Origin of the sequence: Psychrobacter glacincola, assembly GCF_904846215.1 — a bacterium.
Taxonomy (GTDB): Bacteria; Pseudomonadota; Gammaproteobacteria; order Pseudomonadales; family Moraxellaceae; genus Psychrobacter; species Psychrobacter glacincola.
Window position 1 is genome coordinate 1 of sequence record NZ_CAJGZK010000015.1, and the last position, 13,433, is coordinate 13,433.

Genomic DNA, 13,433 nt, shown 5'->3' on the forward strand with positions numbered 1-13,433 from the left:
GCCCCTATAAGGGCATAAATCTGGTATCGTTCCCCTAGGCTTAGATGTGTATAGTTCATGGTTGCAATCTCACTTTGGTCGGTGGATAAAGACTTTGATGCTAGCGCATCTAGGTCTTTTTTTCCCCCTCGCATTTGATATTGCACTTCATGTGTTAATCTAGGATGTATTAAAATGCCTTCCCGTGATACATTAGGCTCGACTCGCAATTACTGTCATAATAAGACCCTAATAGCGATGAATAATAGCTGTCATTTCTCATGATTTTTTAGTTTAGCGTAGCATATAACAATATATAACCTCATAAGGATCACGCAATGTACGGCGTTTTAATGATTGATATCGATAGTACCGCGCTGACGGCTGAAGATGTCAGCTTAATTAGACAAGCACAAGTAGGTGGGGTCATATTATTTGCCAGAAACGTGACCGATGCCGCGCAAGTGCGCGCGCTGTGTGACGATATACGTTGTCACAATGCTGATATCCTCATCGGGGTCGATCAAGAAGGCGGACGCGTTGCTAGATTGCGTAACGGTTTTACGCCACTGCCAGCGATGGGAAGACTTGGTGAATTATTTAATCAAGACCCTAATCGCGCTCTAGAGTGCGCTTATGATTGTGGTTATCTTATGGCAGCGGAGGTATTGGCTGTCGGGATTGATTTGAGCTTTGCACCAGTGCTCGATAGAGATGGTATCAGCCAAGTTATTGGCGATCGTAGCTTTCATCATGAGACGCAAGCTATTATTGCTTTGGCAGCACAGTTTATGCGTGGTATGAAAGCCGCTGGCATGGCAACGACAGGCAAGCATTTCCCTGGTCACGGTGCAATAGCCCCCGACTCGCATGTTGCGGAAGCCATCGATGATCGTAGCTTAGATGAGATTATGAACAGTGATATGCAGCCATTTGCGCAAACGTTGCCTTGGCTTGATGCTTTGATGCCAGCACATGTGATTTTTTCGCAAGTAGATAATAAACCGGCAGGTTTTTCTAAGATTTGGCTCAAAGACATTATTCGTGAGCAGCTGAATTTTGACGGGGTATTGTTTTCTGATGATTTGTCTATGGCAGGGGCAAAAGCTGCGGGTGATGTCAGTGCACGTGTCAAAGCAGCGATTAACGCTGGCTGTGATATTGCTTTGGTCTGTAATGACCGTGTCGCGGCTCATGAAGCAGCAAAAGCGGCGCAAGAGCTGCCCTATCCCAATCAAAAACGTATCAAGACTATGTGTGGACAGATACCCGCTTGGCAAGGCGACCTTGAAGCGACTTGTCAGCAGTTTGACTATTGGCAACAAGCAAAAGAAAATATCTCGCAGACGTTCTTTCCTACTGCATTAGACTCTCAAGCACCCGCTAACCTTGAGCTAAAAGACCCGACTAGCTATAGTCAGTGAAAAGTAATATCGACACATTATGTACTGCTGGTATCAATTTTTCTTGCTTGCTGTACCCATGCAGACAGAGGCTGCAAAAACTTTATACCAGCAGTAGCGTCGCGTTTTTAAAGTATTTTGACTATACATCTAATAAGTGGCAATCAAGTTAATTTGATATGACAAGCTAGACAAAATAAAAACCGCACCTTGATTAAGATGCGGTTTTTGCGTTTTCTGACTTATAGATAAATTCAATATATTTTAACACTTCGCTTAATTGGTTGCGGCTGGATCCAATGCTGTACCACGGCTAGCATCATCAGCGTCTGGCATTAAATCGTCATTATCGCTGTCTAATGGATTTAGGTCTGGATCAAGTGCATCACTATTAAGCGCTAAGCCATCGTTTGCCGGAGTCGTTTCATCATAGACCACAAACTCAATACGGCGGTTACGGAAACGACCTTGGTCTGTCGTATTGTCCGCTATAGGATCGGTCTCGCCCATACCTTTGGTCATAAGCTTACTAGGATCCGCACCTTGGGCGACCAAATACGCCTTCATTGCCTGAGCACGCTCTTCTGACAGCTTCAGATTATAAGCAGCATCCGCTGTTTTATCGGTATGACCGATAATCATCAGCGTCATATCAGGCACTTGCTCCATTAGCTTCACAGCGCGGTCCAATATCGCTTTATTGGCATCAGGAATCACCGCTTTATCTACTTCAAAATTGACCACTTGTAGACTTAAGGCGCGAGCGACATCACGAGGATCTGGGTTTTGCCCCAAATTATCCATGGCTGCCTCAGACGCTGCTAGACTATCAGCAATCTCAGTTTGCTCATCGAGTGGACCTTCAGCAATGACCGTCATCGCTGGCGCAGCAGCTTGTAAATCAGATACCAATTTGGTTAAAGCGGCAGTATCAGCAGCATTGACCGTAATCGTATCGCCTTTAACCAGCATACTAGCATTTGGAACATTTTTGAAAATAGGCAAAATAGTGGCAAGCTGCGCAGTCGCTGGCATATCGATTGAGAAGTTATTATCGATATCTGTACGGCAACTATTGGCGGCATCACCAAACACGCCAGTCAGTGCAGTCATGACATTGCTCTGTAGCGTGTCATTACCCACATCCATACGGCAAGCATATAGCTCACTATTCTCATCAGTAGCAATACGCAAGGATGCTGGTGCAATATCGGCTGCAACTGCCTGCCCATCACTATCTGCTGCTTGTTGCTCTGTTACAACAGGCTTGCCGACCGGCTCAGGCTTGTCTTGGCAGCCTCTTAATAACGCCCATGCCAAAGCACCTAAAATAATCAAACCAATAATAGGTAATAGCGCCTTCATAAAGCTGCCGTCTTTTTCTTCTTCACGCTGTAGCGGCGCGGTGCTCACGGTATCTGATATACGCGTACCCGTAGAAACAGGAGCAGCAGCAATCGCGCCAACAGGCAATACAGCCGTTGCCCATACAGGGATATGACGCTGATAACTGTCACTATTATCATTTAAAAATTGTGATACAGGCGTCGTGCCTGCCAAACTTTTGATTTCATGATAAGCAAGCGGTGCTGCCATAGCAATTAAGCCACGAACAGCCGTGACATCGATGTTATGCTTACCCGCAAGCTCACGGGCAATTTGGTCGCGATGGGCGTCTTCTGTCCACACACGGTCATAAAAACCTTGGTCATCGCGAGCAATATTTTCATTGGCAAAACGGTCATGGGTCTGATGGTCTGCTAAACGCGCCGCGAAAATAGCATAAAACTGTTCAAGCAAGTTTTTCTTGGCAGGACTGTGATCGTCTCCAAGTACTGCTGGACTGACTGTCCGTGTCAAATGACTGATAATATCCATAACATCCTTCCTCAATTTATCATTATTTTATATGGTTTGTTTTATATCGTTTATGCGCTCAAAACACAGAGCGTTATATATAACAGTGCTAATCTATAGTCAGGGAAAAGTAATATCGATACATCAAGTACTGCTGATATTAATTTTTCTTGCTTGCTGTGCCTAGCCGACAGAGGCTGCAAAAAATTTATACCAGCAGCACTGTAGCGTTTTTGAGATATTTTAACTATATAACACCGGTCATCTATATCAGTAGTAATCTAAAATCTAATCGTCTGAAATAACACCTAGCCACGCTATAAAATAGGCGATGACCAAATTCAGCTTTTGTTATTATAAAACTATTAAGAAGATGTTCACAATCAACAGGATGTTGTGCAAATGCTACAATAAGTAATCTTTCAGTTGTCACTCGTAACTATAACGCCTATAAAGTAAAAATTGCTAACATATAATCAGCTCACTATTCACTTTCAATATGAGAACAGTGCCAATCAAATATTGCCTAAAAAGTTGCTTATTAGTATAAACAAAAAAGTGCCCTATAAAATATAAGACACTTTTGAAACTCTTATAGTCTTCAAAAGCGATAGCGGTCTATCTTCTCACTTGAGCGGGTTCAACCACAATGACATTGTTTGCCATGTCATCAACTTCAGATAAAGAGATAGATCCATTTGAGCCTGAAGGCGAGTTATTAAAATCATTAGTATTATTATTTCTGACAGGTGCTGGCATCACACTATCGTTGGTATCATCGTCTGGCGCTTGATATTCCACATTATTAGCGCTGTTATTTGTAGGGGCGTTTGCAAATTGATTATCAAAATTATTGGTCGCCATGCCTTGTTGTTCCAAGACGCCATTATTCATATTGTTAGGGTTGCTAGGTAATGGTAGTGGCGCAGTACTCTCAATCATCATCGCTGGTAGCAATGTACGCATATCCGTCATTAAACGCTGCAGCTGCATGGTGTCTGGCGCTTCTACCGTAATGCGATCATTTTGTAATTGTAAGCGCGCAAACGGCACTGATCTCAATAATGTCAGCACATTGGGTAATGCCTCTATTGGCATATTGGCAACGCTGCTGGCAACGCCTCCATTGACGGTCAGCTGACACATCCCCGCTTGCTCACCAAAGCTGGTATTCAGCGCTTGTTGCAAAAGACTCTGTAGCGCGACATCGCCCACAGACCCACTACAGGTATAAAGACTGCCATTATTATCTACCGCAACTATCAGCTCAATCGGCGTTGATACTTGTACTGGCGGTTCAATCACAGGCGGCACGACAATTGGCGTTGTCACTACTGCTTGAACGGGCGGCGTGTCATTGGGCTTGATTAATAATGCCCACACAAGTCCAATAGCGGTCACTGCCCCTAGTAATACAAACGTCCATAGCAACATGTCATTACGTTGATTTCGGGTACGGGTTTTTTCTCGGCGTAGGCTGCTATTTTCTGCCAAATGATGCTCTGCTGGACTGACATGAATCGAATCAGTGCTGAGACGCTCATCTAAAGTTGGTATCGGCGATTCTGCTGTGAAACTCGGTGAAGCAATAATATCGACAGCGGCGGGCTCGTAGTTATTTAAAGCAACAGCTGGTATCACAGTCCCTGCCAATACTCTCTGGCTCTGAAACAGCTCATCATCAGTATGCTGCGGCGCACCAATGATAGGTGCAGACCATATTGGCAAATAAGGGCGCAATGAGGCTTGTTCACCTTGTAAAAACGCTGGCAAAAACTGTCCATTTGCCAGTATTTTTAACTCTTGATAGGCCAGTGGCGCGGCATTTATCAGCAGCTGCATCGTCGTAAATTCATCAATATGATGGGTCGATGCCAGCTCTTGAATCATCAACCGACGTAAGCTGGCGGTTTGCCAAAGTTGCTCAAATAATGGTGGTTGTGCGACATTTTCACTGATAACGGTGGCATCAATACGCACTAACTGTGAGTATATATGTGGCAATGCCAAACGCGACGCCAAAATCGCATAAAATTGCTCTAATAAGCTGACATGGGAGACGCTACCATTGTTACCCAATATAGCTGGGGTCACCGTTTGCTCTAGTTGGTCGATGATACTCATAAGTTACTGCCTCTGTCAGCGTTAATGTTATACATATAGTCGATATATTTTGATTGGTAATACAGTCGTTACTGTCACTATACGAAGCATTACTCATTGTCGCTCGCACGATGTTATATTATTCGATATAAACAAGCATTAAAGCACAATTTTGTCGCATATTGGTTTTTGCACCCTGATTGCCGCTAATATTATTAGCATGGGTACGTGACTATCTATCGATCATATCTGGATGACAATGACCAATAAAAGCCAAGCTATAAACATTGTCGTACTTATTACTGCTATCTATCAGACTTAACCTAAGGACGCTCCTTTGTTTAACCAGACGACGCTTATCATTATTATTACGGTTATTGTCAGTCTATTGGCGTGGCAAAACAAAGCACTGTTTAATCGACTGATTTTTTATCCGCCAGCCGTGAACAATGGTCAATGGGATCGCTTTGTTACTCATGGATTTATCCATGCTGATAGCATGCATCTGCTTTTTAATATGTTCACTTTATACTTTTTTGGTCGTGCCATTGAGGGTTTATACCAGAAATTTTTGTTCGGCTATGGCTTTCTGCTTTTTTATGTACTGGCTATTATTGTTGCGATGATTCCAAGTTATATTAAGCACAAGCAAAGTGCCAGTTATTTAAGTCTTGGCGCATCAGGCGGTGTCTCTGCTGTATTGTTTGCGTTTATATTGCTTGCTCCTTGGGAAAAAATCTATCTGTTTGCGATTATCCCTATCCCAGCTATCTTATTTGCAGTGGCCTATGTCGCTTACAGTATCTATGCTGATAAACGCGGCGGCTCAAACATCAATCATATGGCACATATGTGGGGCGGCGCATTCGGTGTCATAGCCACGATTATTTTAGAGCCACAAGTCCTGCCGCATTTTCTAAATGCGTTATTGTCGCCAGGTTTTTAGGCAATGCTATTATGGATTTACTTTATATCTTGGATATTTTTAAATAGCTTTATAGTTAACGTTGATGCTTTATTATGATTATAGATATTATTGGTGATATCCACGGCTATGCAGATAAGCTGATCGGATTGTTAAAACAACTGGGTTATGTGCATAACGGTCAGTACTTTGTGCCGCCATCTGGTCATCGCGCGCTGTTTATCGGTGATTTGATTGACCGCGGCTCACAGCAGGTCACAACGTTAGAGCTGGTCTTTGCTATGCTAGATGCCGATGTCGCTGGTGCCGTAATGGGCAATCATGAATATAATGCCCTCGCCTTTGCCACGCCTGATCCCGATGCTGCCCGCCAATATCTGCGCTCACATAATGAGGCACATACCCGCCAGCATGAGGCGTTTTTGACAGAAGTGCCATTTGGATCAGAGACACATCAGTACTGGCTGCAGCGCTTGTATGAGATCCCATTGTGGCTTGAAACCGACTATGCTTGTTTTGTCCATGCTTGCTGGGATGTCGATAGCATGGCAATGTTACAGCCATTATTGACAGATAATAATTGCCTGACAGTACAAGGGTTGCTCGCAACGTCTAAAGAAGGTACTGTAGCGTTTGATGCATTAGAGCGCGTATTAAAGGGTGTCGAAACTCCTTTACCTAATGGCTTAGTGATGGTCGATAAAGAAGGAACCAAGCGCACGCGCGTGCGAGTATGCTGGTGGCTTGATGCCCTGAATACACGCAGCATTCATGAAGTAGCGCGCGCACCTTTATCGGCGTTGGCGCAAATCCCTGAAGATGCATTGGCTGAAAACATCGACTTTGCATTAAAGACCCAAAAGCCTGTATTTGTCGGTCATTATTGGCTAACTGGCACGCCTGAGCCACTGAGTTCACAAGTTGCCTGTACTGATTATTCAGCGGCGGTAGACAGCGGTTATCTGACTTGCTATCAGCTTGATACTGAGCAACCACTACCACTAAAAGCCAGTAACTTTATCCAATATTGTCACGATCAGGATAGCCACATACTGGGTTCTCTTTAAGATATATAAGTGATTTTACTGTTAGTTTGCTATGAAAGCGCAAACTTGGCTTTACGAATGCAGCAAAATTTTTGTATGATGGTCTTTTTGAGGATATCAAAGCATGAGCATCATCTCAGCGACGGTTAACGCTATTGATCAGAACGCACCTATCACCTCCCCTGTTGGTCAACCAAAAGTTGGCATTATCATGGGCTCACAATCTGATTGGGCGACCATGAGCGCGGCGGCACAATTGCTTGCAGACTTTGATATCGCTTTTGAATGTGAAGTAGTGTCAGCGCATCGTACGCCGGATAGGTTATTTGACTATGCCAAAAGCGCAAAAGGTAATGGCTTACAAGTGATTATCGCTGGCGCTGGCGGAGCAGCCCATTTGCCCGGTATGTGTGCGAGTCAAACGCCGCTACCTGTCTTTGGTGTTCCCGTAAAATCCTCTATGCTGAGTGGTTGGGATAGCTTACTGTCGATCGTTCAGATGCCTAAAGGCGTGGCAGTTGGCACATTAGCGATTGGCTCAGCTGGTGCTTATAATGCCGCGCTGCTTGCCATTCAAGTGTTGGCGTTACATGATGAATCGATTGCGACTAAGCTTGATAATATGCGTCAAGCGCAAACTGACACCATTCTTGCCAGTCCAACGCCCGGTATTATCAATCCTTAGTATTTAACTTAAGCGACTGGAAAATAATTATCATATTTAGCATTTTTTATCGTTCATTTTAAATATAAGCGGGTTTACTTGATATTTAAATTTAGATAGGTTTTACTAAATACAAGGTGCATACAATGCACCTTTTCCTATTTTAATTCGTTAGACTTTTATACCCTTTATATCGATATGCCTTTATATTTTTTACATTGAAGCATTTAACCCCTTGTTTATTTAAATCAAAGAGCCTGCCATGACCATAGCGAACGCTTACCCTGTTACTCAAACTATCCGTACCATTGGGATTTTAGGCGGTGGTCAGCTTGGCATGATGCTGGCACAAGCGGCGATGCCATTGGGCTATCAGTGTGTGTTTTTGGAAGACAGCGCTGACTGTCCGGCAAGTCTATATGGACGCGTTTTTAGCAGCGAGCAATTAGATGCCTTTATTGAAGCAGCTGACGTCTTCACTTTGGAGTTTGAAAATACCCCAACTGCGACCGTCGAACAACTAGCAAACTTATCAAAATCGGGTAGCAAACAAGGCATGTTTCCACCAACGATTGCCCTAGATATCGCGCAAGATCGCTTAAAAGAAAAGCAGATGTTTAATTCGCTTGATATCGCAACAGTGCCTTTTATATCCGTTAGCTCAGAGGCAGAGTTACAGCAAGCTTGTCATGAGCTTGGATTGCCTATTGTCCTAAAAACCAGCCGAGGCGGTTATGATGGCAAAGGTCAGTTTGTGATTAGAACCGACCGTGATATCAAAGCTGCTTGGCAAGAGCTCAAAGATGCCGTTACAGGTAAAGGCTCACTGACGCAAACGCCAGCACCACTGATTGCAGAAGGTTTTATTCACTTTAGTCGTGAGCTTTCTATTATCGCCGCACGAGGTCAAAACGGTCAGGTACGCTGTTATGATTTGGTCGAAAACCATCATCATCAGGGTATCTTGGCCAAAACCCAAGCACCAGCTATTGGTACCAGTCATTTATTCAAGCAAGCAACTGATGCCATTACCAACGTCATGAATCATTTGGGCTATGTTGGCGTGATGGCGCTTGAGCTATTTGTGACCAAAAATGCGCGCGGCAATGACACTCTACTTGCCAACGAAATAGCGCCGCGCGTGCATAATTCTGGTCACTGGAGTATTGAAGGTGCTGTCACCAGCCAATTTGAAAATCATATTCGTGCCGTAGTCAATCTGCCACTAGGCGACACTGACAACGTCTATCCAGCAATTATGATTAATATCTTAGGACAATATCCTGATATCAGCGAAGTACTCAATATCGATGGCGTCCATTATCACAGCTACCATAAAGCAGAGCGCGATGACCGTAAAATTGCCCATATTACCTTGATGCCAAATGATGTCGCAGACTTAGAGCCTGCATTGGCAAAGCTTATCGCCGTCCTGCCTAATAAAGTCGGTCTTGATAAAAAGGTAACGCCCCTCAATAATCCGGCAACGGCAGAAGATGACCTAATAACTGCTAAAGTAAAGGCTGACGTTAAACATAAAAAAAGCTCAGTAAATGATGATAATGAGCAACAAAATTTTGAGTCAGCCAACTCTAAAGCAGAGAAGGATAAGAAATAATGCAGATTTGGGTAGATGCCGATTCAGTGCCTTTGATTGCCAAAGACTTGATTATCAAAACCGCTGAGCGCACACAAACGAAGGCAATCTTTGTCGCCAATCAGCCCATCAAGCTGCGGAAATCGCCTCTACTGGTGATGACTGTCGTGCCCTCAGGCTTTGACAAAGCCGATGACTATATCGTTGAGCAGATTCAGCCGGGTGATTTGGCGATTACCAGCGATATCCCTTTGGCCAATGATATATTGGACAAAGGCGGTATGGTATTGACCACACGCGGTGTGGTCTATGACAAAAATAATATCAAGCAGAAGCTCAATATGCGCGATTTTATGGATACCATGCGTGGTACTGGCGTGCTTGAGCTGCAAGAAATGAGCGGACAGAAACCTTATGGCGATCGTGATAAAAAAGCCTTTGCCGATGGGCTAAACAAGTTAGTACGCTAATTTCAAACGCTTTATGTTTAGTTTGGTTTTTTTATCACCTTGCAAACCGTATACACTCCATAACCAAACACTATTCAATCGGCACGTTTCATAACGAAGCGTGCCGATTTTTCTTGTTACGCTATATTCAACGTTTAAGACAAGCCGTTTTTAAAATTACGATAAAGCAGATAACAACAGGAATAATAATGAAAATTTTAGTGATAGGCGCGAGTGGTCGAGTGGGGACTGATTTGGTTAAACAGCTATTAGCAGATGACCATCAAGTAATCAGCACTACCCGTCAAGAAAAAAAGTTATTCAATGACGATAATTACAGCCAACTAGATTTAGATATCACTGCCAATAAAGATACAATCCAAAAGCAAATTGATCAAGATATCGACGCCGTGTATTTCGTCGCCGGTTCTGGTGGTAAAGATGTATTAGAGGTAGATTTACATGGGGCGGTCAAAACCATGCAAGCAGTACAAGATAAAGGTATCAAACGCTATATCATGCTAAGCACGGTCTTTTCCTTAGATACCAGCAAATGGGACAATCCAAATATTGCAGATTTAAAAGAATACTATATCTGCAAGCATTATGCGGATCAGTGGTTAATCAATAATAGCAGTCTTAATTATACCATCGTACAAGCAGGGGCGTTAAAAGAGCGAGCTGCTACTGGAAAAATTATGATCAATGATGATCATTCCGGTGAAAACTCAATCGAAGATGTTGCAACTACGCTCGTTGCTGTACTTGGTGCAAGTAATACAACTAAGAAAATCTTTAGTATGCATAATGGTGAGACAGCGATTGAGCAAGCTATCACAAAACTATAATAAGCAACTTCGGTAAAAAAGAAAAAAGCGAGTAAGCCTAATGGGTTACTCGCTTTTTTATAATAGGCTGGTCAAATAAGTAGTAAATATAGTCAGAGAAAAGTAATATCGATACATCAAGTGCTGCTGATATTAATTTTTCTTGCTTGCTGTGCCTATGCAGACAGAGGCTGCAAAAAATTTATACCAGCAGCACTGTAGCGTTTTTGAGACATTTTCACTATATAGTAAGTCTATCAAAGAGTGCCTAAGCCAAACCACTAGGGAAAGGGATTACTTCCTCTAAGCTACTTGCCCCTGTGATTACCATGAATAATCTGTCGATACCAACGGCGATACCACTACAAGGTATTAAGTCATTAGATGCGGCTAATAGATGCATATCAATAGGCATTTGTGGCAAGTTATGACGCCCTCGCAATGCATTATCCTGTTCAAATCGTTCCCTTAACGCTTGCCCGTCTGCTAGCTCATCATAAGCATTGGCAATCTCAATGCCTTTTATATAAAGCTCAAAGCGTTTGGCAACTATATTCCCCTCTTTATCAACAGCGGTCTTTGCCAAAGCGGCAGTTGCAGGCGGATATTCAATCACCAACGTCGGCAAATCGTGACCCAAATTTGGCTCAACAGCATGGCTAAATAATAAATCCAACCAGCTTTGACGACGGTCTTTTTCGCTATCGCAGCTCTCTACGCTATTAAAATCAAAACCTATTAGCCCTTTATCTTCTGCCACCGCCTGTAGCGCCGCTAGACTGGCTGTCAGCGGATGAATACCAACAAAATCCATAAAAGCATCAACGTAGCGATAATGACTCATGATTATCGGATGACCATAGAGCAGCTCTAATAGCTCGCCAAGCTCAGCCGCCATATCATCCAGACTATAATTCGGCTGATACCATTCAAGCATCGTGAATTCAATATTATGGCGCGCGCCTATCTCATTATCTCGAAATACGGGGCAAATTTGATACATAGGCACCTGCCAGCTGGCAAGCAAACGCTTCATGGCAAACTCAGGTGACGTATGCAGATAATAAGTACAAGGTTTGTCTTGATAAGTTACATGTGCGGCTACGGATTGCAAAAAGGTATCGGTATTGCCCGCTTGCGATAATAATGGCGTCTGCACTTCTAATACTTGACGCATGGCAAAGAACTGACGAATGGCACTCATCAATTGCGCTCGCTGCTGCGCCATCACAAGGGTCATCGTTGGGGCATAGCTCGGCTTAGACAAAGGCTGATTATTGGCGTCACTCATAGCGGATTACAGTGCCTCATAAATCATAAAAACAGATACTCAAACAGTCACATTGACCATTGATGTTTGCCATTCACGGCGCAAATGGTAATCACGGCGTAGCTGATCAAAATCAGGCCCTTTCACTTTACCACTCTTTATTTTACTTCTTAATGCCGCATCGTCTTTTTTAATATCATAAAACTTTGGTAGTATGTCTGGATTTTCTTTTAGCTCAGACCATAGATAGGTATTGAGTGGTAGCAGCTGCTGCATCGATAATACAGGCAGTACTGCCAATTTTTCACATAAGGCATCATAGATAATTTGCGTGCCGCGCAGCTTACCTTCTAAGGTATAACCAGCAATATGCGGCGTGGCAATAGCAAGCTTTGATAGCAAACTCTCAGAAATCTGTGGCTCATGTTCAAACACATCCAATACCACTTGGCGTTCAGTCGCATCGATATCGGCTTCGAGAGCGGCGGCGTCAATCACAGGTCCGCGCGCACTATTGATCAGCATGGTATGCGGCGACATCAGTGCCAACGTTTCTGCATTAATTAAATGACGCGTTGGATAGTCGCTGACATTATTGCTAATGCTAACTGCGCCTTGCGTATCGGTATCTTTTTTATCCGTCAAAGGGAGATGTAAACTTACTATGTCGCTTTGGCTCAATACTTGCTCAAGACTGGCGTTATTGATATCGGATGTGGTTAACAATGGATCATAACCCAATATTTTCCAGCCCAAATCACTAGCATACTGAGCGAGCGTACTACCGATATTACCAAGCCCAATGATGCCCACTGTTAATGGCGTCATAGATTTTGCCCCATACTGCGGACGCAAGGTCAAAATAGCGGTCACTACGTATTGTGCGACTGAATGCTTGCTACAGCCAGCGGCATTGGCAAAGGTAATATTGCGTTCTGCCAAATATTTTTGATCGACATGGTCAGTACCAATGGTCGCAGAACCAACAAATTTGACGCTATTATTATCGCTTAATAATGATTCATTTATTGAAGTGACAGAGCGTATCAACAATACGTCAGGCTGCACATCTGCCAGTAATTGTGCATTGATATCACGACCAGCAACACGTATAACCTGCACCTGTTGCTCAGTATTTTGACCCAGTGCTACAGGATTAAAGAACTCATCAAGGCTTGCGATATTACTATCAGCCACAATAGTGAGATTTTTCATCGTATCTACCTTGTTTTTCATAGTACTCGCTACCGTCTCATTGAATATGGATAATCTGATATATGACTTTAAGCGTTTTAGATGATTGCTTTACTATA

At 43.3% G+C, this 13,433-nt stretch carries 11 protein-coding genes; 7 read left to right on the plus strand and 4 right to left on the minus strand.

Going from position 1 to position 13,433, the window contains the following annotated elements; genetic code table 11:
* Positions 1–317 precede the first annotated feature (317 nt).
* Positions 318–1,403 (plus strand): beta-N-acetylhexosaminidase, encoded by a 1,086-nt coding sequence (gene nagZ / locus JMW90_RS09305; protein ID WP_201563485.1) that lies wholly within the window; start codon positions 318–320, stop codon positions 1,401–1,403.
* A gap of 255 nt (positions 1,404–1,658) precedes the next feature.
* Here nagZ and JMW90_RS09310 read toward each other — a convergent pair whose 3' ends face one another.
* On the minus strand, positions 1,659–3,260 hold the full coding sequence (locus JMW90_RS09310) for an OmpA family protein (RefSeq protein ID WP_201563487.1): 1,602 nt from the start codon (positions 3,258–3,260) through the stop codon (positions 1,659–1,661).
* A 597-nt stretch (positions 3,261–3,857) separates the two neighbouring features.
* Positions 3,858–5,363: a hypothetical protein gene (locus JMW90_RS09315; RefSeq protein ID WP_201563489.1), complete on the minus strand. Its 1,506-nt coding sequence runs from the start codon at positions 5,361–5,363 to the stop codon at positions 3,858–3,860.
* Positions 5,364–5,679: 316 nt separating this feature from the next.
* Between JMW90_RS09315 and JMW90_RS09320 the strand changes: the two genes are divergently transcribed.
* From JMW90_RS09320 to JMW90_RS09345, 6 genes are all read left to right on the plus strand, one after another.
* On the plus strand, positions 5,680–6,288 hold the full coding sequence (locus tag JMW90_RS09320) for a rhomboid family intramembrane serine protease (RefSeq protein ID WP_201563491.1): 609 nt from the start codon (positions 5,680–5,682) through the stop codon (positions 6,286–6,288).
* Between the two features lie 74 nt (positions 6,289–6,362).
* Positions 6,363–7,334 carry a metallophosphoesterase gene (locus JMW90_RS09325; RefSeq protein WP_201563493.1) on the plus strand — a complete coding sequence of 324 codons (972 nt, stop codon included), beginning with the start codon at positions 6,363–6,365 and terminating at the stop codon, positions 7,332–7,334.
* A gap of 103 nt (positions 7,335–7,437) precedes the next feature.
* On the plus strand, positions 7,438–7,998 hold the full coding sequence (purE, locus tag JMW90_RS09330; protein WP_201563495.1) for a 5-(carboxyamino)imidazole ribonucleotide mutase: 561 nt from the start codon (positions 7,438–7,440) through the stop codon (positions 7,996–7,998).
* Positions 7,999–8,239: 241 nt separating this feature from the next.
* Entirely contained in the window at positions 8,240–9,595 is a 1,356-nt protein-coding gene (locus tag JMW90_RS09335) for a 5-(carboxyamino)imidazole ribonucleotide synthase (protein WP_201563497.1), read from the plus strand.
* Positions 9,595–10,044: a YaiI/YqxD family protein gene (locus tag JMW90_RS09340; protein ID WP_201563499.1), complete on the plus strand. Its 450-nt coding sequence runs from the start codon at positions 9,595–9,597 to the stop codon at positions 10,042–10,044. The genes JMW90_RS09335 and JMW90_RS09340 overlap by 1 nt, the downstream gene beginning before the upstream one ends.
* Positions 10,045–10,232: 188 nt before the next feature.
* Positions 10,233–10,871: an NAD(P)H-binding protein gene (locus JMW90_RS09345; RefSeq protein ID WP_201563501.1), complete on the plus strand. Its 639-nt coding sequence runs from the start codon at positions 10,233–10,235 to the stop codon at positions 10,869–10,871.
* 247 nt (positions 10,872–11,118) lie between these two features.
* Here the strand turns inward: JMW90_RS09345 and epmA are convergent, their stop codons facing one another.
* Both epmA and JMW90_RS09355 read right to left on the minus strand, forming a co-directional pair.
* Entirely contained in the window at positions 11,119–12,141 is a 1,023-nt protein-coding gene (gene epmA / locus JMW90_RS09350; protein ID WP_201563503.1) for an EF-P lysine aminoacylase EpmA, read from the minus strand.
* A 39-nt stretch (positions 12,142–12,180) separates the two neighbouring features.
* Positions 12,181–13,335 carry a 4-phosphoerythronate dehydrogenase gene (locus JMW90_RS09355; protein WP_201563505.1) on the minus strand — a complete coding sequence of 385 codons (1,155 nt, stop codon included), beginning with the start codon at positions 13,333–13,335 and terminating at the stop codon, positions 12,181–12,183.
* Between the last annotated feature and the right edge of the window lie 98 nt (positions 13,336–13,433).

Coding starts and splice junctions, on each gene's coding strand:
- nagZ (WP_201563485.1), top strand. CDS start 318: ATGTACGGCGTTTTAATGATTGATATCGATAGTACCGCGCTGACGGCT.
- JMW90_RS09310 (WP_201563487.1), bottom strand. CDS start 3,260: ATGGATATTATCAGTCATTTGACACGGACAGTCAGTCCAGCAGTACTT.
- JMW90_RS09315 (WP_201563489.1), bottom strand. CDS start 5,363: ATGAGTATCATCGACCAACTAGAGCAAACGGTGACCCCAGCTATATTG.
- JMW90_RS09325 (WP_201563493.1), top strand. CDS start 6,363: ATGATTATAGATATTATTGGTGATATCCACGGCTATGCAGATAAGCTG.
- purE (WP_201563495.1), top strand. CDS start 7,438: ATGAGCATCATCTCAGCGACGGTTAACGCTATTGATCAGAACGCACCT.
- JMW90_RS09335 (WP_201563497.1), top strand. CDS start 8,240: ATGACCATAGCGAACGCTTACCCTGTTACTCAAACTATCCGTACCATT.
- JMW90_RS09340 (WP_201563499.1), top strand. CDS start 9,595: ATGCAGATTTGGGTAGATGCCGATTCAGTGCCTTTGATTGCCAAAGAC.
- JMW90_RS09345 (WP_201563501.1), top strand. CDS start 10,233: ATGAAAATTTTAGTGATAGGCGCGAGTGGTCGAGTGGGGACTGATTTG.
- epmA (WP_201563503.1), bottom strand. CDS start 12,141: ATGAGTGACGCCAATAATCAGCCTTTGTCTAAGCCGAGCTATGCCCCA.
- JMW90_RS09355 (WP_201563505.1), bottom strand. CDS start 13,335: ATGAAAAATCTCACTATTGTGGCTGATAGTAATATCGCAAGCCTTGAT.